This window comes from Pedobacter nototheniae, assembly GCF_004335085.1.
In the GTDB taxonomy this organism is placed as follows: Bacteria; Bacteroidota; Bacteroidia; order Sphingobacteriales; family Sphingobacteriaceae; genus Pedobacter; species Pedobacter nototheniae.
In genome coordinates this window covers 138,501-162,232 of record NZ_RQRS01000003.1, presented here as the reverse complement: position 1 = coordinate 162,232, position 23,732 = coordinate 138,501, and the positions used below count along the sequence as shown (strand labels likewise).

The window sequence follows — 23,732 nt, the reverse complement described above, 5'->3', positions numbered from 1 at the left end:
CCTTAAGCATTACAACACGTTTAATAGTTGTTCTTTTATTTTTTCTAATTCTTCTTTCATGCCCACCACAAACTGCTGTATTTGCGCATCATTTGCTTTTGCGCCCATGGTGTTTATTTCACGGCCAATTTCCTGAGAAATAAAACCTAATTTTTTACCGTTTGCCTCTTTGCTGGTTAATGTTTGTAAAAAGTAATCACAATGGCTTTTTAAACGGGTTTTTTCTTCTGTAATGTCGATTTTATCAATATAATAAATCAACTCCTGCTCAAAACGATTTTGATCAATGTTAACTTTACCAACTGCATCATCCAAAAACTGACTGAATTTTTCGCGGATAGCTGTTAATCGTCTTGGCTCAAGCTCTTCAACCGATTTAAAATAAGAAAGGATATTTTTAATTCTTAATTCAAGGTCTGTTTTTAAAACCTTGCCTTCATCTTCTCTAAATTTATTGAAATTAGAAAGAGCCTCATTAAATATCTGATATAAATGGTTCCATTCGTCCTCACTAACACTTTCCTCTTTATAATTTATTACATCAGGAAAAGTTAAAGCTGTTTGCAATAAATTACTGCTATTGGCATTTAATTCATCATTAACGGCTGTTAATTGGTTATAATAATGGGCAAGCAACGCTGTATTAATGGTAGCGCCAGTAACTTCTGCGGCAGAACGCTCAACATTTATGCTTAAAGCAACTTTTCCACGTTCAATATCTTTACTACAAACATTGCGGAGAATTATTTCTTTATCAGAAAAGGCTTTAGGATATTTTAAATTTAGCTCAAGAAATTTACTGTTGAGCGATTTTATTTCGACACTGTATTTTGCATTCGCATAGTCTGCTGTTGCAAGGCCGTATCCCGTCATGGATTTAATCATGTGCAAAGATAGAAAATTTACTTTAGAGTTTTTATAATTCCCTCATTGTGACACTGGCTTGAGCAAAGCAAGGATGGAATTGTAGGTTTTCTCTTTCAGCATTTCCAAATCATCTGCCACTAAACCGCTTACTTCAATTACTGCTCCAAACCGAGTTTTTATAACTCCTGGCTTAAGCATTAAAGGATTTATTCGAGGCAAATGTTCTTTACTATTTATAATTGCAAAGGGCAAAATTGGTGTCTGCGTTTCAATGGCTAATCTAAAAGCACCATCAAAAAATGGATTTAATTGAGCGCTACCTTTATTCATTGTTCCCTCAGGAAAGATTAATATAGATTGTCCTTCGGTGAGGTCTTTTCTAAGCGCTACCACAGAGTGATCTCGACTTTCCCGACTGCTTCGGTCTATTACTACAACCAAGCTTTTATAAATCCACCCAAATACAGGAACTTTAAGCATTTCTATCTTACCCAACGGACTAAAAGCTTGAGGAATAGAAATAACAATTGCAATGGCATCCAAAAAGGAGCTGTGATTGCCAACATAGATATAAGATTTAGAGGTATCTATTTTCGCTTTACCATAACTTTTAAACCACAAGAATGTAAACAAACTAAAGCTCCATGCCCAAAATTTAAGAAAGATAAATGAAATACTTTTTCCTAATTTTTCTTTTAAAATCGTGGTTACCAAAATTATAAAAGGACAAACCAACAACATGAGCACAAAAAATATAAGTGCCGAATACAATAAATAAATCGCTCCAACAAGCCTACGCATTTGTATTAACGTTTTTTTAACAGATTACTTGGTTAACAATTGTTAATTTTACAAAAAATAATCCATACAGGATGAAAGCTAATCATTTGCCTTTTCTGTTTTTATCTTTTCTCTTGTTTGCATGTTCTTACGGTTATGCTCAGGAATTTCCTTTAAAAGGTGTAATTTTTGAGAAAGGAACAAAAATTAGAATTGCACTAGCTGAAGTAACCAATAAACGTACAAAAGTTACAGTGGGAAGCAATGATTTAGGGTTCTTTCAAATAAAAACGATACCTGGAGATACTTTACTTTTTAAAAAGAGGAATTTTCTCAATCAGGCCATCGTAATTTATGGAACAAGCGATGTAATTGTTAATCTAATCAGAGAGACTAATGAGTTAAGTGAGGTAACAATAGTTGGACAAACCAGAAAGCAAGAACTAGATGAGATTCAAAGAGAATTTAAAAGACAGGGTTCATTTTATGCCGGGAAACCTCCGCTAGCCTTATTAAATCCATTTGGAGGAGCTCCGCTTACATTTTTCTATGAACTTTTTGGAAAAACACCTCGTAGAGCACGTCGATTTAATAAATATTATAATGCTGAAATAAAACAATTGCAGATCGATCAGTATTTTAATAAGACATTAATTAGCAATAACACACATTTAAAGGGCGAAGAATTGAATAAATTTATGTTGGATTACAGCCCCAACTATGAAAAGGTTCAGAAATGGACAAATTATGATGCAGTGAAATATATTAAGGAATCAGCAAAAAACTACACTGATACACTTAAAAAGCCTGCGAAAATTTAAAATATGAAAAAAATTATCTTCGCCTCCATACTTACTTTTTTTTGCTGTGCTTTAACTTTAAAAGCACAAGAACAGCTTATTAAAGGTGTTGTAATTGAAAAAGGGACTAAAATAAGGGTCGCACTGGCAGAAATAACTAACAAACGCACAGGTTTAGGCGTTGGCAGCAATGATCTTGGTCTTTTTCAAATTAAGGCTGCAGTTGGCGATACACTTTTAATTACCAAAAGAGATTTAACAGATCAGCAAATCGTTATTCATGGCCCACAGGATATTATTATTTACTTGGTTAGAGCAAGTACCATGCTTGATGAAATAACCATCAGAGGAAATACTAAAAAACAGGATTTGGATGAAATTAAACGCGAATTTAAAAACAAAGGCGTTTATAATGGAGGCAAGTCATCACTTCTATCTTCAATTTTTAACCCTTTAAATGGGTTGTATAATTTAATTGGTAAAGATCCAAAAAATGCACGCAGGTTTGGAAGATATGCCGATAATGAAATTAAACAAAGTCAAATTGACCAGTATTTTAACACAACGATTATAAAAAATAACACAACGCTAACAGGACAAGATTTGGAAAACTATATGCTAAATTACCGTCCATCCTTTGATAAAGCCCAACACTGGAATAGCTACGACTATATTAAATACATTAAAGAGTCTTCTAAAAAATATTTAGATACCTTAGGAAAAGATAAATAGCTAACGGTTAATTAATTTTAAAGATTAAAGTATTAGAATTTTTAGCTTAGATAGATAAAACTTCGCAAGCTTTTTCTGCAGCTAATTTTTCGGCATTTTTCTTATTGTAATCACGTCCCATGCCAAAAGTTTCACCGTCTACTACTGCATTAATGGTAAATAATTTAGTGCTTTCGCCCTCTCCATTTTCGGTTAGCTCAAACATTACATCTTTACCATGACGTTGGCACCATTCAATTAATTTACTTTTAAAATTGGTTTCGGTAAGCTCAAGTGTGTGAATATCGATATGAGGTTTTACGATTCTACGTAATAAAAATTCTTTGGTAAAGTTGTAACCCTTATCCAAATAAATAGCACCTATAATGGCTTCAAAAGCATCGCCAAGCATAGAGTTATGCTTAGTTTGAATGCTTACAGAACGTTGATCGAACTGAATTAATTTATCAAAGCCTATTTTTTTTGCCAGTTGATTTAAATTTGCCCGGTTTACTATTTTCGAACGCATTTCAGTCAAAAAGCCTTCTTCCTTATATGGATAATGTTTAAAAAGCAATTCGGCAATTACAGAACCCAAAACAGCATCACCTAAAAATTCTAAGCGTTCGTTGCTGCTTCGGCTTCCGTTCTTTAAAACTTTAGCCATGGACCGGTGCCTGAAAGCCATTTTATATAGCGTAACATTCCCCGGAACAAAACCTAAAATATTTTTCAGCTTTTTAACAAACTCCTTTTCAGGAGAAAGATAAAGTTTATATAATCTTAATATCGGCATTAAAGAAATAACACAATTAACGGCTAAATAGCATATTTAACTAAGTTATCCATTTTTAACCAGCATCCAAAATTATATAACAAGACTGTTTAATTTTAATCTTCGTATTTTTTGAAAATCACTGAAGCATTGTGACCACCAAAACCGAAAGTATTACTTAAAGCGGCTCTAACTGTACGTTTTTGAGCTTTATTAAAGGTAAAATTCAATTTAGGATCAAAAGCAGGGTCATCTGTAAAGTGATTAATTGTTGGAGGAACAATATCATTTTGTACAGAAAGAATTGCTGCAATCGCTTCAATGGCTCCAGCTGCCCCTAAAAGGTGGCCAGTCATTGATTTTGTTGAGCTGATGTTCAGTTTATATGCATCTTCTCCGAATAAATCTGCAATGGCCTTGGTTTCACTAATATCACCAAGCGGTGTAGAAGTTCCGTGAACATTGATATAATCGATATCAGAAGTACTTAAACCTGCATCTTTAAGGGCATTTGTCATAACCATTCTGGCTCCTAAACCCTCAGGATGTGGTGCTGTGATGTGATTAGCATCGGCACTCATTCCACCACCAACAAGTTCTGCATAAATTTTTGCTCCTCTTGCTTTAGCGTGTTCAAGCTCTTCCAAAATAATTGTTCCTGCACCCTCACCTGCAACAAAACCATCACGATCTTTATCAAAAGGACGAGATGCTGTAGAAGGATCATCATTTCGCGTAGATAATGCATGCATGGCGTTAAAGCCACCCATTCCAGCTTCGTTAATAATTGCTTCAGAACCACCGCTGATGATTACATCGGCCATACCCAAACGGATATAGTTAAATGCATCGATCATTGCGTTTGTTGAAGAAGCACATGCCGAAACCGTTGCAAAATTTGGCCCGCGTAAGCCATACTTGATTGAGATATGCCCTGGAGCGATATCAATAATCATTTTTGGAATAAAAAACGGATTGTACCGTGGGGTACCATCTCCTTTGGCAAAATTGGTCACCTCATCTAAAAAGGTTTTCAATCCGCCTATGCCAGCGCCCCAAATTACACCGATTCGATTAGTGTCTAATTTCGAAAAATCAAATCCACCATCCTTTACGGCTTCGTCTGTTGCGACTAAAGCATATTGTACAAAAGGATCTAGCTTACGAGCTTCCTTTTTTTCCAAAAAATCTTCCGGATTGAAGTTTTTTACCTCGCAAGCGAATTTGGTTTTAAACTTCTCAGTATCAAAACCCTTAATAGGAGCAGCGCCACTCACCCCGTTAGTCAATCCTTCCCAAAAATCAGGAACATTATTGCCTATAGGAGTGAGCGCACCCAACCCTGTTACTACTACTCTTTTTAATCCCATTTATACTGAAAGCGTGTTTCTTACTTAACGTTTTTTTCCAAATAAGCGATTGCCTGACCAACAGTACCGATGGTTTCAGCTTGATCATCAGGAATAGCTACATTAAATTCTTTTTCAAATTCCATAATTAATTCTACGGTATCTAAAGAATCTGCACCCAAATCGTTAGTGAATGAAGCCTCTGGCGTAACTTCACTTTCGTCAACACCTAGTTTTTCTACGATAATAGCCTTAACTCTTGAAGCAATATCAGACATAATTTTATAATTTAATGGTTAAATAATTCTGTGCAAAGAAAAATAAATTCTTACAATTTTCAAATGTTTTTATTTCGACACTGAATTTCGGTATCCAAATAACAAGGCGAATATAGAATTAGTTTTTTAATTTTGCCCTGTTAATAATTTATTTTGCTTTGAATAAAACTTATCTAAAGTTAACCTTAGACCTTGATTTTATACTAATTGCGATCACTGCGCCCCTAAAAGACTATGTGTTATGCCACAAAATTAATACGAGGTTGGGTACGCAATTTGAAAAAGTTGAAGACCATGAAATTTTTTTTAATATCGATGAACCAGCCTGGTCTTTTTCGAAATATTACTTTTTTGTGGAGCAAGGGGAGGTGGAATATTACCTTTTAAGTAACAAAAGTAGCGATGGTTTACTGGTGCCGGAAATGAGCAACGTAGACTTTTTTATCATTATAAGAGAGTTTATAGATAAAGAAGATCTAAATTATTTAATAAACGGATTAAACAAACTACCTGATATACAAGTAGCTGCAAGAATAGAACCTACCAAACTTAAGAGTAAAGAGAATTTGGTAATATAAAAATTATATACTTGGTGTATTAAATACACTATATTTGAGGGTTATAAAAGAACAAAACAATTAATACATAAAATTTGATGCAGTTTAATTAATTTAGATAATTAATTAGCGTTATCGAAACTGCATTGTTAAAATCAATTAATAAATGAAACCTTTTCATTCAAGAACTAAAATTGTTGCCACTCTTGGGCCTGCCTCCGCTAAACCAGAAGTTTTATATAGTATGTTTAATGCCGGATTGGATGTTTGCCGTTTAAATTTTTCACACGGTTCACAGGCAGATCATCAGGCGGTTTTAGATACTATTCGCGATCTAAACAAAAAATACGATTATAATGTTGGTATCCTTGCCGATTTACAAGGGCCTAAAATCCGTATTGGTTTAGTAAAAGAAGGCGGTATCAACCTAATTAATGGCAAAACTACCATCATTACCACCAAAGAATGTATTGGTAATGAGGAGCGTATTTATATCACTTACCAAAACTTCCCTCAGGATGTACAAGCGGGTGAAATTATCCTTTTGGATGATGGAAAACTGCAAATGAAAGTTTTAGAAACTAACTTAAAAGATGAAGTAGTTTGTGAAATTGTTCACGGTGGTATTTTAACTTCAAGAAAAGGTGTAAATCTTCCAAATACTAAAGTTTCTATCCCTTCTTTAACTCCAGAAGATCGTGAAAACCTAGAATTTGTTCTTCAAAATGATGTGGAATGGATTGGTTTATCTTTCGTTCGTAAGGCTGAAGATATTATAGAGCTTAAAAAAATAATTGCTGAGCGTGGCAAAACTGCTCGTGTAATTGCAAAAATTGAAAAGCCAGAAGCTATTGCAAACATTGATGAAATTATTGCTGTAACCGATGGTATTATGGTTGCCCGTGGTGATTTGGGTGTTGAATGTCCGATGGAAGAGGTTCCATTATTACAAAAAATGATCGTTGCTAAATGTCGTGCGGCTTCTAAACCAGTAATCATTGCTACACAGATGTTGGAAAGTATGATTACCACTCCTCGCCCAACACGTGCTGAGGTAAATGACGTAGCCAACTCTGTTTTGGATGGTGCTGATGCGGTAATGTTAAGTGGCGAAACTTCAGTTGGAGAATTTCCTTTAATCGTTATTGAAACGATGCAAAAAATTATTCAAAACATTGAAGTAAACAACTATCCTTTCAATCCTGATAAGTTTTTAAAACCAAAATCACCATCTTTCTTAAGTGATGCAATTTGTGATTCGGCTTGCTTTTTAGCAAAACAAACTAATGCTGTAGGGATTGTTTCAATGACTTTAAGTGGTTATACTGCCTTCGAAATTTCAAGTCACCGACCTGAAGCTTTAACTTTTATTTTTACAAGTAACAGAGCATTACTAAATACTGTGAGTTTACTTTGGGGTGTTAGAGGCTTTTTCTACGATAAATTTGAAAGCACCGATAACACGATTATTGAGGTTAACGAATTCTTAAAAAGCAAAAAACTGGTTAAACAAGGTGATATTATCATCAATACGGCTGCCATTCCAATGGAAGTTAAAGGTAAAACCAACATGTTAAAAATCACTGTAGTAGACTAATAACAGTTTATTCTGTATTAAAATAGAAGCCCTTAACTTTTTTGTTAGGGGCTTTGTTGTTAAAGCGATATAAAACTATATTTTTGCAAGCCACAACCGGAGAGGTGTCAGAGTGGTCGATCGAGCACGCTTGGAAAGCGTGTGTACTGCAAGGTACCGCGGGTTCGAATCCCGCTCTCTCCGCGAATGTATAATCAAAATACATAAAAACGCTTTAAACTTATGTTTAAGGCGTTTTTTGTTTATAGTCCCTAGTAAAATCCTACAATTTTTCGCAGTATAAGGTGCCCCAGTAATAGTCGAAATAGTAATGTCATTTGAAATTTAGCACTTCTATAAATTGAAAAGAAAATTAATATTATGCACTTTACATAGCAGTCTATTCTTCAATTCGTGTAAGAAGGAAACGACTATGCGGAAACATCTACAAAAGCTAGAACAATGACTAGAAAGGCTAAAAAGATTGAAGGAAATAGTATTTTTATAAAGCTTTTGCCACTAAAACGTAAAAACAAAAGTTGAGCAATTCGCTGGCTACCCGAGTAACTAGTTGAAGGCAGCGATAGCAGAAAAGTATCTAGATGACACTAAATAAAAAATCAATACAAATATGGAGGATTTTCAACCGCTTTATAATTATCTACAGTTATTTCGCTCAATTCCAGTAGAGGACTGGGAGCTGATAAAAGCCAACCTAGACTTACGAAGAGTAGAGGAAGGTGAGAAATTATTGCAGGCAGGTAAAATTGCTAAGGAGATGTTTTTCGTGCGAAATGGTGTGTTGCGTATTATAAAACATACTGAAAATGGAAATGATGTTACTATTTTCTTTCTGAAAGAAAATAGCTTCTGTACTTTTCTCGATAGCTTTACTAATAACACACCTACTACAGAAAGTTTACAGGCAGCCTGTGATACAGATTTGATTATATTAACAAAAGACAAATTGTTCCGTTTATACGAAAAGTTACCTTATCTCCGCCAACTAATCGGAAACATCGTACAGCAAGCACTGTTGAATAAAATCACCACCCGTAATATTTTTATGGGTCAGGATGCTACTGCCCGTTATCGGAATTTTTTATTGCATCATCCGGAAATTGCCTTACGTGTATCACTGAGCGACATAGCTTCTTATCTTGGAGTCACACAACAATCATTGAGTCGAATCAGGAAAAATTTCTTCGTTTAGTATTTTTTACCATTTGGTAAATGTGTACTCCTAACTGATAACGAGTTTTGTAATTCAAAAATAGTTAATTATGAGTGCGAATTTAATTGGTAAAAAGATAGTGGTTTTGGGCGGCACTTCAGGTATTGGACTAGCTACTGCAAAAGCAGCCGCTAGTGAAGGCGCAACTGTAGTTGTTGTTTCCAGTAACCAGAAAAGAGTAAATAAAGCCTTAGCAGTATTGCCCGGTAACTCGCAAGGTTACGCCATTAATCTGGCCAATGAAACGGCTGTGAGCGATCTCTTTAAGCAGATTGGCTTCTTTGATCACTTGATATTTACAGCCGGAGAAAAGTTGCTTATAGGGAAATTGGCGGACCTCAGCAGTAATGATGCAAACGAAGCTTTTCAACTCCGTTTTTTTGGCGCTTTAAATGCTGTTAAGTATGGTAGTAAAAACATATTACCTGGTGGCTCTGTGGTACTAACGACTGGCATTGCAGGTTTGCGGCCGCAGGCGGGTTGGGCAGTAGGTGCCAGTATTTGTGGTGCAATGGAATCGCTAACCCGTGCTTTAGCAGTAGAACTAGCACCTATACGTGTAAATGCGGTATCACCAGGTTTTGTCAAGACAAATCTTTGGTCGGATATGACTGCCAGAGACAGGGAGACAATGTATCAACAAGTAGCTCGCTCGCTTCCTGTACAACGTGTAGGTGAAGCGGAAGATATTGCGAAAACCTATCTCTATTTGATGAACGAAGGATTCAGTACCGGTCAAATCATTGTTGTTGATGGTGGCGCCGTATTGGTTTAAGGTATCTTTCCTCCAAAAGAGAATCAATTTACGACATCCAATACTAATTAACAGTCAATTAGTGGTAAAAAAAGAAAGGGCAAACGAAAATTTCTTCTGTTTGCCCTTTCTTGCTCACACAATAAACCTCGAAACAACACCAATTGTTCATATCTAGTATTACCATATTTCTCTCCCACTCATTTGTGGTCTGCAAAACCAAAGGATTTTGCGTGGGTCTTTACGGGAAAGAACACTGTCGACTATTGAGGCATTCCTGTAACGTTAAACCCGCAACTTAAGCAAAATAAAGCAATTCCTTGATTTTGGAAAGATTGAAGCTTGAGGGTTTTAGCGAAGTATTGATATGAAATATCCGTAGGCTGATAATTCAGATCTTCCTAAAGATCAAAATCCATTCGCAGGTACTGGAACGCTCAAAAAAAAACGCCATAATTCCTACAAAATAGCGAAACGACCATAGCCACTCCGAATTATAGATATGCTCCCAAGAGTCTTAATTTTATGCAGAAATTGAAAAATTGTCCCTGAAACCAGTCGTGAAAAAAGCTTATCGAAAGATCAGAACGGTCGGTTTGTCCCGGAACAGGTGGTCACTTTAAAGCGAAACTGGGTGACAGTTTAAATGCGGAGTGGGCGGTCATTTTTGCCGAAATGCCTACTTAAAAATGCAAGTCTAGAAATTAGCAAACATTACTTAAATGCAAATAAATGTAGTTTTTCAATAACGTATTTTTTTTATTTGGTATATTTCCGAGTTAGCTGTAATTGTAACAAAACGCTCATCCAAAAACAAGTTGACAAGATGCACCCTGTCAAATCTCAACCTATTCAATAAACACACTGAGCCTCCTACCAACCTAAAATTGAGCCTCCTACCAACTAATTCTATGGCTATATAGTCTATATTCGTACTATAAGTTTTAAATATAAAAATATGAGTAAGAGAATTTTAATTACAGGAGCTGCAAGTGGATTTGGAAAAATCGTCGCTTTTGATTTAGCAAAACGAGGACACAAAGTAATTGCAACGGCACAAGTTTATCCGCAAATGAGCGGCTTGATAAGGGAAGCCAAAGAGCAAGGAATAGAATTGACTGTGGATAAATTGGATGTAACCAATGCCAGAGACATCGCTTACATCACCCAAAAATACGACATCGATATTCTAATCAGCAACGCCGGAATTATGGAAGCTGGTCCAGTTGCGGAGCAACCTTTAGATTTAATACGTTCGATGTTTGACGTAAATGTTTTCGGTGGATTGCAGTTGGCACAAGGTTTCATCAAGAAATTTATTGATGAAAAAAGACCGGGCAAAATCGTATTCACAACTTCTATGGGCGAATTATGGACGGTTCCTTATTGTGCCGCTTATTGTGCATCCAAACACGCAATGGGTTCAATCGCCGAAGGTTTGAAAGCAGAATTAGCATCATTCAACATCAAGATCGCAACTTGTAATCCGGGCGTTTTTGGGACTGGCTTTAACGACCGTGGTGCGGATACTGCCAGCCGTTGGTACAATCCTGAGATCAATTTCACTCCCTCGTCTGTTTTTGACGGAGCTGCCGAAGCTTTGGCGAACCAGTTAGACCCACAATCTATGGCAGATTGTATTGTTGATGTGGTTTTGGACGAAAATCCAAACTTCAGAAATGTACATCCTAAAGAAACCGAAGATTTTGTAAAACATTTGCAGGCAGACGCTTGGACGGCAAAAAGCTAAATAAAATTTCAGAAAGTGCAGTTCAGAAGACTGTACTTTTTTTTTAATCAAGCAATTTGGGCAACTTTTCCACCTAGAATTTATCCTGAGCTTGTCGAAGGGTTCCTCATAAAAGAGCTACGTTCATATCGGGCTGCGAGAAATTTGCTGTCAAAAATTTAATTCAAATAAATTCAAGAAATCGGTAAAATTAAAATTTAAAAAAAGATGAACATCAATTATAACGAAGCAACAAAAGCATTAAGTGCTTCCATAGAAAAAGCAAAAGCGTTAAACATTCCTGTAAGCATTGCCGTGGTAGATGCAGGTGGACATTTGGTTGCATTTGCAAGATTAGACAGCGTTTTTGGCGTGATAGAATTTGCCGAAAAAAAAGCCAAAACTGCCGTAATGTTTGGTGCAGATAGTGACATAGTGGGAACCATCGTTTCTGGAGCAAACATGCACGGTTACGGAATGTTAAATTCAAACGACGGATTATTGACCATTGCAGGTGGTGTCGTCATTAAAAATAGAGAAGGCAATATCATTGGAGCCATCGGATCTTCGGGCGGTTCGCCAGAGCAAGACAAAGAAATTGCAACCGCAGGAGCCATTGTACTCAATTAAAATTTAAGATATTTGTAATATGGAAACAATGCGTGAAATTATTTTTGATAAGTTGGTCTATTCCTGTGCTTTTGAAAAGCACAGAGGAACTGAAGAATTTACCCCCGAGCATTTTTTAGTATTTCAATTGTCTGGAGAAACACACGCTTTCAACGCAGATGGAAATATGGTCATTCCTGAAAATACCATCGTATTGGTTCAGAAAAATCAATTGGTAAGAACAATTAAATATCCTTCAAAATCAGGGAAATACCAGTTATTATCGATTACATTAGATAAGGACACCTTGCAACAATATGCCTTGGAAAATAAAATCGTGGTTGATAAAAAATATGTCGATAAAGAGAAATTAATTTTTGAACCCGACGATTTTCTGCAAAATTATTTCGTTTCACTAGCACCCTACATCAACAAGAAAAAAGAGGCAACAGCAAGATTGGCAGATTTAAAAATCAGGGAAGCGATAGAATTATTACTACAGTACAATCCTAATTTTAAACAAATATTATTCGATTTTTCTGAACCTTACAAAATGGATTTGGAGGAATTTATGAACAAAAATTATATGTTTAATATAACGGTAGAATCCTTTGCAAAGCTTACTGGCAGAAGTCTTTCGGGTTTTAAACGTGATTTTACTAAAACATTCAACATATCGCCAAAACAATGGTTGCTGGCAAAACGTTTGGATGAAGCCCATTATTTAATCAAACAAAAAAAACAGAAACCAACCAATTTTTATTTGGATTTAGGCTTCGAAAACATTTCTCATTTCTATACTTCGTTTAAAGAAAAATTTGGGTTAACCACTTCACAAATTTAAAAAATGGATTTCATACAACAAATATAATTTCTAAACAAGATGAGGATTAGAACAGGGATAATGGATGTTAGCCTGTTCCTTAGTGCTCTTATCACTGAAGCTATAGGTAGTGGGTATCTCTTTATCTTAGAAAAATAATTGCTGAATTTTTAAATATAGATTGTAAAAGCACAAAGAATTTGCCATACCAGTTATTATATTCCTGGGAAGACATGATTATACGACTCCGCAGAACCTACTAATATCTGGCTATAAATAAAGAAATAATCAGGAACCAGTTATACCAGATTGATTTAGAAGAGGAACGTTTGAAAATGATTTAATTATTCGACATTCATTGTATGGATAACGTTCAGTTTTAAACTATTAGTATCTACGGAAAAATATAGTTTTAAAACGTTGTTTTGATAGTTTAATCCATATACTTTTGGCTTTACACATCTGCTAAAGCCATCTATATGAACCCTTATGCTATCCATTTTCAGGAGATTGACAAATCTAACTTTATGCTTGTTGGAGGTAAAGGCAATAATCTGAGCGAACTTTCTAAAATTAAAGAGATACAAGTGCCAGAAGGTTTTTGCATTACTATTGATGCCTACAAGAAAATCACTAATAATAAGCCTGAGCTTGGTGATTTATTGGATAAACTGTCAAATATTAAAGTCTACGATAGGGAAAGCATTAGTGAGATAAGTTTAAAAATACGTTCAATTATAGAAAACGCTCTCATCCCTAATGAAATAATAGAAGATATTAGATCTTCCCTCTCAAAATTTAATAAAAACGATGCCTTTGCGGTTCGTTCCAGTGCTACTGCAGAAGATTTACCATCAGCCTCTTTTGCTGGTCAACAAGACACTTATTTAAACATTATTGGCGAAGAATCAATCCTGAAACATATTAGCAAATGCTGGGCTTCATTATTTACTGAGCGAGCCATAACTTACCGGATTCAAAACGATTTCGATCATCGTAAAGTTCAGCTATCTGTTATAGTTCAAAAAATGGTTTTCCCACAGTCGGCAGGAATTTTATTTACTGCTGATCCAATTACCTCTAATCGAAAAATATTATCAATTGATGCTGGTTTTGGGCTTGGCGAAGCCATGGTTTCAGGTTTGGTAAATACCGATTTCTATAAAGTAATTGATGATAAAATTATTGAAAAGAAAATTGCCTCTAAAAAACTAGCAATATATCCTGTAAAAGATGGAGGCATCATAACCCAAGAAATTGAATTGAATCAACAAGCAAACCAGGTATTAACAGATGTTCAAATTTTAAAACTTGCGCAAATAGGAAAACAAATTGAAGCAAATTTCGGCTGTCCGCAGGATATTGAGTGGTGTTTGGCAGATGATGAAATTTACATTGTGCAAAGCCGTCCAATTACAACTTTGTTTCCAATCCCTGAATCTAACGATAATGAAAATCACGTTTATGTTTCGGTTGGCCATAATCAAATGATGACTGATGCGATGAAACCATTGGGATTATCTTTTTTCTTGCTCACTACGCCCGCCAAAATGCATATTGCAGGTGGAAGATTATTTGTTGATGTAACCCAGCAACTTTCCGCTCCGGAGAGTAAAAAAAAATTAATAGAAACTTTCGGACATTCAGATTTACTGATAAAAGATGCTCTGATTACCATCGCAGAGCGAGAAAATTTTATAAAGCCATTCGTGGATAATGATAAAAACACTGCAATAAACCAGTTGGAAAAACCAGAATTCTGGGAAACTAATTTCATTGAAAAACAAGAAATGTGGGGGTTTGAGCCATCAGCTTCTGCTGTATTAGCTAAAGATTTTTTCATTCAAAAAAAGGTAAAAAACCTTCTTATTCCTGGTTTTGGTTATGGGCGAAATGCAAAAATTTTTACAGATAATGGAATAATAGTAACTGGGATTGAGATCTCAAAAACAGCGATTCAAATGGCAAGAAAGCATTATGGATCGGATATGATTATCTACCACGGATCTGTAACGGATATGCCTTTCGATAAGGTGCTGTATGATGGAATATTTTGCCATGCGCTGATTCATTTGTTGGATGGTAGCGAAAGGCAGAAGCTTATTGCTAACTGTTACAACCAGCTTGCAGAAGGCGGTTGCATGATTTTTTCTGTGATTTCTAAAAAAGCTGAAACTTATGGAAAAGGGAAGTTTATAAGCAAAGATCGTTATGAAATATTAGATGGTGTAAAAATGTTTTTTTATGATCGAGAATCTGTTACCGCTGAATTTGGAAAAAGTGGCTTATTTGAAATTGCTGAAATTGAAGATAGTTTCCCCTTCTTTTTAGTTAAATGTAAAAAAGAAAGTAAAGTAAGTCCAAATGTAATCGAAAATGATCCGGCAATTATTGCTGAATTAATTAATAATAGTCAGAAATCTATAGAAAATTTACGTCAAAATATTCAAACTAAAACTGGACCCGAAGTATTTGACTTTATACTGGAAGATATTCCGGAGTTAAAAAAGGCTTTGTTTAATGCACAAAGTTTGGCAGTAATTATGGCGGCGATGAATGCTTCGGCATGGGTTAATGAAAAGATGAACGAATGGTTGGGCGAAAAAAATGCAGCCGATACGCTTTCTCAATCTGTAGCCAACAACATTACTTCAGAAATGGGGTTACAACTTTTAGATGTGGCTGATGTAATTCGCCCCTACCCTAAATTAGTTGAGCACTTGAAGCATGTAAAAGATGATAATTTTTTAAATGACCTCGATAAATTTGAAGGAGGGCATGCGGCAAAAAATGCCATTCGTGCTTATTTAAATAAATACGGAATGCGGTGTGCCGGGGAAATTGATATTACCAAAACCCGTTGGAGTGAAAAACCATCGTTACTCTTGCCTTTAATTCTCAATAATGTTAAAAATTTTGAAGTGAATACAAGCACCAAAAAATTTGAACAGGGTAAACTGGAGGCTTTCAAAAAAGAGCAAAATTTATTAAATCGGTTGGCTCAGTTACCAGATGGTGAGCAAAAAGTTAAAGAAACAAAGGAGAAGATAGATCTGATTCGTAATTTTTCAGGTTATCGTGAATATCCGAAATATGGATTAGTTAACCGATACCTAATTTATAAACATGCATTATTAAAAGAGGCCGAAAACTTGGTTGCAGCGAATGTACTTATTGAAAAAGAAGACATCCACTACCTCACTTTTGAGGAGTTTCGTGCAGCCGTGGGCTCGAAAAAAGTTGATTATAACATCATAAACAAACGAAAAGAAGATTATAAGTTTTATAAAAAATTAACTCCGCCCCGTGTAATTACATCCGAAGGCGAAATTATTACCGGTCGTTATAAAAAAGAAAACCTTCCTGAAGGTGCTCTCGTAGGTTTAGCGGTTTCATCAGGAATTATAGAAGGACGAGCTCGTGTTATTTTAAACATGGAAGATGCTAACTTGGAGCATGGCGATATATTAGTTACTTCATTTACCGACCCAAGCTGGACACCTTTGTTTGTATCCATAAAAGGATTGGTTACCGAAGTTGGCGGATTGATGACTCATGGTGCGGTTATAGCTCGAGAATATGGTTTAGCTGCAGTTGTTGGGGTAGAAAATGCAACAAAACTTATAAAAGATGGGCAACACATCAGGGTAAATGGCACCGATGGATTTATAGAAATACTGTAAAGCGTTTCTTGCATAATATTAGTTTGTAAAACGATATATTTATATAATGAATTAAATTACAGCACGCTATGAGCTCCAATAAGGAAACAGTAAATAAATATATTGATGGATTTAACACCAATAATCACTCAAAAATTTTAGCCTGTCTTACCGATAATGTAATTTGGGAACTCCCGGGGGTTTATTTAAAAACGGGTAAAGAAGCCTTCGATCAGGAAATTGAAAATGAACTTTTTATTAGCCCGCCAGAAATAACAGTAAGCAGATTAACAGAAAGTAATAATGTTGTAATTGCTGAAGGCCGTGTTGTAACAAAAAAGAAGGATGGAGAGGTAATTAAGCTTGTATTTTGCGATGTATTTGAAATGGAAAATGGATTAATATCAAAGCTAACGAGCTACTTAATGAATATACCATTATCGCATTAAAACATATTGCGTTAAGTTCTGTTAAATTTATGATTGCCAATTTTTTATAATGTAACTTCGTTTAACATCTTGTCGCCATGAAATATCTTTTATCACTCGCAATAACTATCTTTTCTGTTCAGGCTTATGCACAGCAACTAAACGGACAAGCATTGGATCGTTTTACAAAACAGCCTGCAGTAAATGCAGTTGTTATTTATGGCAACCAACGCACCCAAACAGCTATGAATGGCAAGTTTAAGTTAACCAGAATTAAGGGTACCGAAAAAATTATAATCAGGCATATGGGGTATCAACCTTATGAAATTATGCCTGGTCAGGGCGATTCAGTTTTGATTTATCTTACTCCAATTTCTATAGATTTAAGTGATGTAACCGTTAGCGCACGCAAGGATTATACAAAAGCTATCCAGAAACTGCAAAAAGAATATGCAGATATGGAAACGTACGAAAAGCCTATCCTTGGAAATGTTCTTGTTGAAAAGGGATTACGTGATAAGTCTGACTTTGCTGGGCTAGTTTCCAACTCCACTTCTAGCATTGCTACTGTAGATTTATTAAGAGTGGTAAACTTATTTAAAACTAAAAAAACGGACTCTACAACTCTTCAAAAAACTCAAAAAATTCTCGAAGATCAACAGTATATTGAAAAGCATTTTTCGGCAGAAACCGTTACTTCAATTACGGGGCTGAAAGGAGATGCACTCAAAAATTTCATACAGAAATATAGACCAACAGTTTCAGAAATCAGGAAAATGAATGACTATGAAATTATGACCTATATAAAACAGAGCTTCACAGAATTTAAAAAGCCTGATTAGTTATTAAAATCGAATATGACAGGAAAAAATGTAATTATTACCGGCACCACTGGAATGGTTGGCGAAGGCGTGCTTCATGAATGCTTACAAAACCCAAAAATAGATAGTGTTCTAATAATTAATCGTAAGCCCTCGGGTTATAGCCACCCCAAATTGAAGGAAGTTATTCATGCTGATTTTTTTGATTTTTCACCCATTGAAAAAGATCTTATTGGATATAATGCCTGTTTTTTCTGTTTAGGAATAACCTCCGTTGGAGTTGCTGAAGATGAATATTATAAAATGACCTACACTTTAACCATGCATGTAGCCAAAACTTTAAGCAGGTTAAATGAAGATATGACTTTTTGTTATATATCCGGAGGTGGCACAGATAGTACCGAAAAAGGAAGAACTGCCTGGGCACGCGTAAAGGGCAAAACAGAAAATGATTTAATGAAATTACCCCTTGAACAAGTATTTAATTTCCGCCCTGGCTTTATTAAACCTACTAAAGGATTAAAACATACGCACAAATTCTATAAATATATTACTTGGTTATTTCCTATTGGAAGGGCAATATATCCTAAGGGTTTTTGTACCATGGAAGAATTAAGTTTAGCAATGATTAATACACTTGACCGTAAAAATGAAAGACGGATTTTAGAAGGGAATGACATTATTGCAATGGCGAAAGCATAGTTAAAATTAATTTTTCTATTCTATTTCAGACTGCCATAGGGTTGTCAGTTGCCTGTAGTTATTTTGTAGAAACAAATAAAAACTATGATACAGGAACAATTACAATCAACAACTCTATTTAAAAGAGATGCCATTACTGAATTAATGAAGAATTACGCCAATTATAATTTTTGGGCAAATATGACGCTTGTAAATTGGCTTAAAAAGCAATCTTTAGTCTTATTAGAACAAGAAGTAAAATCGAGTTTTAAAAGCGTTAAGGCAACCTTAATTCATATTTTGCAAACTCAAGAATTTTGGTTTTCTGTAATTAGTAAAACAGATTTTTTAAGAATAGATTACAAATGCGATGTGGAAGAAATATTTGACTTACTACTTCAACAATCCGAAACATTAGCTAATTATATCCACGATATGGAAACCGTAGCGCTCGAGGAAAATGTTTTTGTTCAAAGCCCTTGGTTCCACTCTAACTTTCAAAACTTTGAATATGTAATGCAGGTTTTTAATCACAGCACTTACCACCGCGGGCAGGTTATTACAATTTGCCACAATTTAGGCATTGTGGGAGCTCCAATGACGGATTATAATTATTACAATGTAAATGCCAGATAATATTGAAATAGTTTTTTATCTCCTGAACTTGTCGAAATGAAATCATCTGAGTCATCCACCAAGTTCAGGAGGCAATTTTTCTAATTTTTATTTTCGCGTTTCCGCTCGTTATCTTTATTCGAAGTTTGATCAGAACGCTGTCCGCCGCCATTAGTAATACCCTGAATTTTTTTATCTGTTTTTACATCATGATTGGCTCTATCAGCTATTGAACTGCCCTGGGTTGTAGGGTTGTTTTTTGGTGTGGTTGTGTTTTTCATGGCTTTATAATTTAATTTAATACTGAATTACAAGGAGCGCTTTATTATACAACCATAGGTTGGAGCATTATGTTTTTATTTTCTTTTATCTGACCTTTTGAGCTTATAATTTCAAGATTTTAATGTATAAAATTAATTACATGGACTGGTTTTTGTTTAATTGAGCTTTTGATTACTAATTTAGCACATCAGATAGACAACAAAACACACGTGAGAAAAAACTTAATTATCCTTGTTATTTTATGCTCTGCCGCTTTTTCGGGCATTGCACAGCAAAAAACGTATTTAGAAATGTTAGCCAATCAACCTAAGTGGGTTGATTCTGTTTTTAATAAATTAAACCGAAGAGAGCGTATTGCACAAATGTTTTTTGTACGAGCGCATACCAATCTGGGCAAAAAATACGCTGACTCCGTTGGGTTAGTTATTAAAAAGGAACAACTTGGGGGAGTTGTATTTTTCCAAGGTGGGCCAGGCAGGCAGGCAGCAGTAACAAATGCGTACCAAAAAGTAAGTCGTGTGCCCTTAATTATTTCAAATGATGGAGAATGGGGATTGGGTATGCGTTTGGATAGTACCATTTCTTTTCCTTACCAAATGACATTGGGAGCCATTCAAAATAAAGAACTTCTTTATAAAATGGGGCTTGAAGTTGCCAAAGATTACAAGCGTATGGGGATGCAAATGAATTTAGCACCTGATGCTGATGTAAATAATAATCCAAAAAACCCGGTGATTAACTACCGCTCTTTCGGAGAAAATAAATACAATGTGGCTGCAAAAGTTGGCGCTTACATGAAAGGCATGCAAGATGGAGGCTTATTAACCACTCTTAAACATTTTCCTGGGCATGGCGATACAGATGTAGATTCGCATTACGACTTACCACAACTAAATTTTAGTGCAACCCGTTTGGATACTTTAGAAATGTACCCATTTAAAGAATTAATTAAGCAAGGTGCATCAGGTATTATGGTAGCACATATGAATATTCCTGCCTTAGATAATACACCAAACTTGCCTTCAACCCTATCTAAACCGATTATTACTGGCATTTTAAAAGAGAAATTAGGTTTTAAAGGGTTAATTATTTCTGATGCTATGGATATGAAAGGCGTAGTAAAATACTTTAAAGATGGCGAAGCGGATTTAATGGGAATTATTGCAGGCAATGATATTTTGGAGCTTTCTGAAAACAGCGAAAGAGCTATTAAGCTTGTGCGTAAAGCTGTAAGACAAGATAGAATTGACATGAAAGTGATTGATGCCAGCGTACGTAAAATTTTAACAGCTAAATATTGGGCAGGATTATACAAAAGAGATACAGTAGTTACACAAAATGTAGTTGCAGATGTTAATCGTAAAGCCAGCAACGCACTTGTACAAGAACTTGCAAATGCTTCTGTTACTTTATTAAAAGGTAAGGATTATATTAAAAACCTGATCCCGATTAGAAGAACGGCTATTATTAGCATTGGTGTACCATCGGTAACGCTTTTCCAGAAAGAAATATCAAAAGGTTATTACAATTCCGTTTATTATGTATTAGATAAAGATGCTACCGCAAGCCAAATTTCTAATATAGCAAGAGAAATTGGTGCATTTGATCAAGTTATCGTAGGGATTCACGATAGCCGATCGAGGCCTGCAAACAATATCCCTTTAAACGCTGGGGTTAAAAACTTCATTACTGAATTAGCAGGAAAAAAAGCTGTTTTCGCATTATTTGCTAATCCTTATAATTTAGCGAGTTTACCAGGATTAGAAAAAAGTAAAGGCTTGGTTGTAGCCTACCAAAAAGAAGACTACATGCAAATATCCGCTGCCGCAGTAATTAATAATAGATTGGTGCCATCAGGAAAGTTGCCAGTTAGTATTGCTCCATATTATAAATTTGGTGATGGTTTATAACGTTTTCTAAAACAATTTCGAGTTTAAAACACTTATGTTAAATAAAATATAAATGTTATGATAGACCCAAAAGATAACTATTCGGACGATCCGAATGATGCTTTACGCAGAGAAGATGGTGTTGATGGGATTGAGGAAATTAGCGGCGATGATGTAAGCATAGAACATGATAAAGATATGCTTGAACAAGCCGATGAAGCATCCAGACCATCATACGAATTAGATTTGGATGATGATGACTCAAACGACTAATAAAAAAGCCGCAGATTAATATTAATCTGCGGCTTTTTTATTTTCTGATATTTCTATTTACTCGCTTTTGCTTTATAAGTTTCAGGATTAACCGCTGTGGTTGTCCAACCTTTCAAAAATGCGGTAATCTTTTTAACATCATGCCCAACTTTTCTTTTGCCATTTGCGGCAACTTCTTCACTTTCTAGGTAAGATGAATTTTCGATGTGCAGCACTTTTCCTTTGCCATCTAAAACTAAAAATACGGGGAAGCCAAAACGTTGAGGATAACCTAAATCCGCTAAAACGCTTTCGTTTTTATTCTCTGGGCTATAATTTACTAAAACGGTTTCGAAATTATCGTTAATGTATTTTTTCAAAGTAGCTGTACTATCCACCAAATTATGGAAAGCAATACACCAAACACACCAGTTGCCGCCAACCTGCACTAAAACGTGCTTGTTTTCTTTAGCCGCTTTTGCAACCGCTGCTGCTATATCAGCTTTGGCATTGGCTTGTGGATTATAAATATGAACGGCATCCTTTTTCGCCTGTCCAAATGATGCAGTAGAAATAAATACCGCAGCCAATAAAGTTAATATCGTTTTCATAATTTTATAAAATGATTATACAAATGTAATAAAGACCACTATTTTTATAGATTATTCGCAAATTCTTTACAGAGTGAATACATTTTTTCAAAAGCTTATCTTTGTATCTCAATGGATTTCTTAGATATACACACCCATAAATCTGCTCAAAAAAAAGGCGTAATCAGCATTCAAAGCCTGTCGCTAACCAGCGATATATTTCTTGCGATGCCCAAAACTAAACCAATTTCCATCGGTTTGCATCCGTGGTATGCAACAATTGATAAAATGGAAACACAACTTAAGTATTTGATGGTTTTAGCAAAACAAAGCAATGTAAAAATGATTGGCGAATGCGGTTTGGATAAACTGAGAGGGGAAAGTCTGGAAAGCCAAATTCTAATTTTGGAACAACAAATTGCCATTGCGCAAATGTTAAATAAACCGATTATTCTTCATTGTGTGAAATCTTTTGCCGAGTTAATAGAAATTAAAGATAGGCTTAAAGTAAAAGTGCCAATGATTATTCACGGGTTCAATAAAAATGAAGAAATGGGTAAACAGTTAATTGCTAAGGGCTTTTTTCTATCATTTGGTAAAGCAATTTTAAATCCCGAATCAGGAGCAGCACAAATTGTTGCCAATACAGATTATTTCTTTTTAGAAACAGATGATGAAGAAATTTCTATTGAAGAAATTTATGAAACTGCCGCAAATTTAAAAAAGTGTAGTGTAGAAGCACTGAAAGCTCGTATTTTTGCCGACTGGAAAAAGTTAATTTAAGTTTTATGTGATCCTGAGCCCGTCGAAGGATAATCAAAATACCCAAAATATTTTATGTCTGATGTTAGCTGGCTATCACGCTCTGCCCTACTTATTGGCGACGCCGGAATTGAAAAATTACAAGGCAAACACGTTTTAGTGATTGGATTAGGTGGTGTAGGTTCTTTTGCCGCCGAATTTATTTGTCGCTCAGGGATTGGAGAAATGACAATTGTTGATGGCGATGTTGTTGATCCAAGTAACAGAAATAGGCAATTACCTGCGCTTGCAACCAATCATGGTGTTAGCAAAGCACAGATTATGCAGGAACGTTTATTGGCCATTAACCCAGAATTGAAATTACATGTGGTAAATGCCTTTCTTACTCCCGAAAAATGCAGGGAAATTTTAGAAACCAAATACGATTATGTGATGGATTGTATTGACAGTGTGATGCCAAAAATCACACTACTTTCAACAGCATTAGAAAAAAATATTCCAATTGTAAGTTCTATGGGCGCTGGTGGTAAAATGGATCCAACCAGATTACGTATTACCTTACTTCCTGATACCTATCAATGTGTTTTTGCAAGTTATGTGCGTAAAAGGTTAAATAAATTAGCAAATGCCGGAAAAATTAAAGCAGTATTTTCTACGGAGGAAATGGATAAAAATTCTATGATTATGACCGATGGTAGTAATTTTAAACGTTCTGCTTATGGCACGGTTTCTTATTTGCCTGCTGCATTTGGTGGTGCTTGCGCATCTGTTGTTGTGCGAGATTTATTGGGCTTACCCATTGAAATGGCCGAACGCCCAGCCCGGATTAGTCATAAAGTTTTAGCCAAAAAGAAAAAGAAGAGCACTTAAGTTCATCAACACATTGTTGAAATCATGATTTCGGGAAA

The 23,732-nt window shown here is 35.3% G+C and carries 25 protein-coding genes and 1 tRNA gene; 19 read left to right on the top strand and 7 right to left on the bottom strand.

From position 1 onward, the window contains the following. Nucleotides 1–9: 9 nt before the first annotated feature. Nucleotides 10–873, bottom strand: a complete 864-nt coding sequence (locus tag EHC72_RS04215; protein ID WP_131536417.1) for a YicC/YloC family endoribonuclease — start codon at nt 871–873, stop codon at nt 10–12. A 54-nt stretch (nt 874–927) separates the two neighbouring features. Continuing rightward, nucleotides 928–1,668: a lysophospholipid acyltransferase family protein gene (locus tag EHC72_RS04210; RefSeq protein WP_131536416.1), complete on the bottom strand. Its 741-nt coding sequence runs from the start codon at nt 1,666–1,668 to the stop codon at nt 928–930. Nucleotides 1,669–1,739: 71 nt separating this feature from the next. Between EHC72_RS04210 and EHC72_RS04205 the strand changes: the two genes are divergently transcribed. Then, nucleotides 1,740–2,468, top strand: coding sequence for a hypothetical protein (locus EHC72_RS04205; RefSeq protein WP_131536415.1), 729 nt, complete (start codon nt 1,740–1,742; stop codon nt 2,466–2,468). Nucleotides 2,469–2,471: 3 nt separating this feature from the next. Beyond that, nucleotides 2,472–3,179 carry a hypothetical protein gene (locus EHC72_RS04200; protein ID WP_131536414.1) on the top strand — a complete coding sequence of 236 codons (708 nt, stop codon included), beginning with the start codon at nt 2,472–2,474 and terminating at the stop codon, nt 3,177–3,179. Between the two features lie 46 nt (nt 3,180–3,225). Here the strand turns inward: EHC72_RS04200 and rnc are convergent, their stop codons facing one another. The 3 genes from rnc to EHC72_RS04185 form a co-directional block, all read right to left on the bottom strand. Continuing rightward, nucleotides 3,226–3,954 carry a ribonuclease III gene (gene rnc, locus EHC72_RS04195; protein WP_131536413.1) on the bottom strand — a complete coding sequence of 243 codons (729 nt, stop codon included), beginning with the start codon at nt 3,952–3,954 and terminating at the stop codon, nt 3,226–3,228. 95 nt (nt 3,955–4,049) lie between these two features. Continuing rightward, a complete protein-coding gene (fabF, locus tag EHC72_RS04190) occupies nt 4,050–5,303 on the bottom strand; it encodes a beta-ketoacyl-ACP synthase II (protein ID WP_131536411.1) in 1,254 nt (417 codons plus the stop codon). A 20-nt stretch (nt 5,304–5,323) separates the two neighbouring features. Continuing rightward, complete coding sequence (locus tag EHC72_RS04185) at nt 5,324–5,560, bottom strand: acyl carrier protein (RefSeq protein ID WP_008508386.1); 237 nt, start codon at nt 5,558–5,560, stop codon at nt 5,324–5,326. Between the two features lie 158 nt (nt 5,561–5,718). Here EHC72_RS04185 and EHC72_RS04180 point away from each other — a divergent pair, with 158 nt between their 5' ends. The 13 genes from EHC72_RS04180 (at nt 5,719) to EHC72_RS04115 (ending at nt 19,070) form a co-directional block, all read left to right on the top strand. Further along, nucleotides 5,719–6,138, top strand: coding sequence for an IPExxxVDY family protein (locus EHC72_RS04180; RefSeq protein WP_131536409.1), 420 nt, complete (start codon nt 5,719–5,721; stop codon nt 6,136–6,138). Nucleotides 6,139–6,283: 145 nt separating this feature from the next. Beyond that, the gene (pyk, locus tag EHC72_RS04175) at nt 6,284–7,714 is read left to right on the top strand and encodes a pyruvate kinase (RefSeq protein WP_131536407.1); all 1,431 of its coding nucleotides are present in this window, start codon (nt 6,284–6,286) and stop codon (nt 7,712–7,714) included. Nucleotides 7,715–7,812: 98 nt separating this feature from the next. Next, nucleotides 7,813–7,897, top strand: a tRNA-Ser gene (locus EHC72_RS04170). Nucleotides 7,898–8,324: 427 nt separating this feature from the next. Next, complete coding sequence (locus EHC72_RS04165; RefSeq protein WP_131536405.1) at nt 8,325–8,906, top strand: Crp/Fnr family transcriptional regulator; 582 nt, start codon at nt 8,325–8,327, stop codon at nt 8,904–8,906. Between the two features lie 70 nt (nt 8,907–8,976). Continuing rightward, nucleotides 8,977–9,702, top strand: coding sequence for an SDR family oxidoreductase (locus EHC72_RS04160; RefSeq protein WP_131536403.1), 726 nt, complete (start codon nt 8,977–8,979; stop codon nt 9,700–9,702). 937 nt (nt 9,703–10,639) lie between these two features. Then, entirely contained in the window at nt 10,640–11,431 is a 792-nt protein-coding gene (locus EHC72_RS04155; protein WP_131536401.1) for an SDR family oxidoreductase, read from the top strand. Between the two features lie 207 nt (nt 11,432–11,638). Continuing rightward, a complete protein-coding gene (locus tag EHC72_RS04150; protein ID WP_131536399.1) occupies nt 11,639–12,040 on the top strand; it encodes a GlcG/HbpS family heme-binding protein in 402 nt (133 codons plus the stop codon). A 28-nt stretch (nt 12,041–12,068) separates the two neighbouring features. Continuing rightward, the gene (locus EHC72_RS04145) at nt 12,069–12,863 is read left to right on the top strand and encodes a helix-turn-helix domain-containing protein (protein ID WP_211660276.1); all 795 of its coding nucleotides are present in this window, start codon (nt 12,069–12,071) and stop codon (nt 12,861–12,863) included. A 458-nt stretch (nt 12,864–13,321) separates the two neighbouring features. Continuing rightward, a complete protein-coding gene (locus EHC72_RS22935) occupies nt 13,322–16,525 on the top strand; it encodes a PEP/pyruvate-binding domain-containing protein (protein WP_211660275.1) in 3,204 nt (1,067 codons plus the stop codon). Between the two features lie 68 nt (nt 16,526–16,593). Further along, entirely contained in the window at nt 16,594–16,953 is a 360-nt protein-coding gene (locus tag EHC72_RS04130; RefSeq protein WP_131536395.1) for a nuclear transport factor 2 family protein, read from the top strand. A gap of 77 nt (nt 16,954–17,030) precedes the next feature. Beyond that, on the top strand, nt 17,031–17,774 hold the full coding sequence (locus EHC72_RS04125; protein ID WP_131536393.1) for a peptidase associated/transthyretin-like domain-containing protein: 744 nt from the start codon (nt 17,031–17,033) through the stop codon (nt 17,772–17,774). Between the two features lie 15 nt (nt 17,775–17,789). Then, nucleotides 17,790–18,455 carry a Rossmann-fold NAD(P)-binding domain-containing protein gene (locus EHC72_RS04120; RefSeq protein ID WP_131536391.1) on the top strand — a complete coding sequence of 222 codons (666 nt, stop codon included), beginning with the start codon at nt 17,790–17,792 and terminating at the stop codon, nt 18,453–18,455. Between the two features lie 84 nt (nt 18,456–18,539). Next, nucleotides 18,540–19,070 (top strand): DinB family protein, encoded by a 531-nt coding sequence (locus tag EHC72_RS04115; protein ID WP_131536389.1) that lies wholly within the window; start codon nt 18,540–18,542, stop codon nt 19,068–19,070. An 80-nt stretch (nt 19,071–19,150) separates the two neighbouring features. Here EHC72_RS04115 and EHC72_RS04110 read toward each other — a convergent pair whose 3' ends face one another. After that, on the bottom strand, nt 19,151–19,330 hold the full coding sequence (locus tag EHC72_RS04110) for a hypothetical protein (protein ID WP_131536387.1): 180 nt from the start codon (nt 19,328–19,330) through the stop codon (nt 19,151–19,153). Between the two features lie 210 nt (nt 19,331–19,540). Here EHC72_RS04110 and EHC72_RS04105 point away from each other — a divergent pair, with 210 nt between their 5' ends. Next, complete coding sequence (locus EHC72_RS04105; RefSeq protein WP_131536556.1) at nt 19,541–21,241, top strand: glycoside hydrolase family 3 protein; 1,701 nt, start codon at nt 19,541–19,543, stop codon at nt 21,239–21,241. A 57-nt stretch (nt 21,242–21,298) separates the two neighbouring features. Then, nucleotides 21,299–21,493: a hypothetical protein gene (locus EHC72_RS04100; protein ID WP_131536385.1), complete on the top strand. Its 195-nt coding sequence runs from the start codon at nt 21,299–21,301 to the stop codon at nt 21,491–21,493. 53 nt (nt 21,494–21,546) lie between these two features. On the opposite strand, the gene EHC72_RS04095 is transcribed toward EHC72_RS04100, so the two are convergent. Beyond that, on the bottom strand, nt 21,547–22,083 hold the full coding sequence (locus EHC72_RS04095) for a thioredoxin family protein (RefSeq protein ID WP_131536383.1): 537 nt from the start codon (nt 22,081–22,083) through the stop codon (nt 21,547–21,549). Between the two features lie 111 nt (nt 22,084–22,194). Here EHC72_RS04095 and EHC72_RS04090 point away from each other — a divergent pair, with 111 nt between their 5' ends. Then, the gene (locus tag EHC72_RS04090; protein WP_131536381.1) at nt 22,195–22,845 is read left to right on the top strand and encodes a TatD family hydrolase; all 651 of its coding nucleotides are present in this window, start codon (nt 22,195–22,197) and stop codon (nt 22,843–22,845) included. 54 nt (nt 22,846–22,899) lie between these two features. Next, nucleotides 22,900–23,694, top strand: coding sequence for a tRNA threonylcarbamoyladenosine dehydratase (locus EHC72_RS04085; RefSeq protein WP_131536379.1), 795 nt, complete (start codon nt 22,900–22,902; stop codon nt 23,692–23,694). The last annotated feature ends 38 nt before the right edge of the window (nt 23,695–23,732 follow it).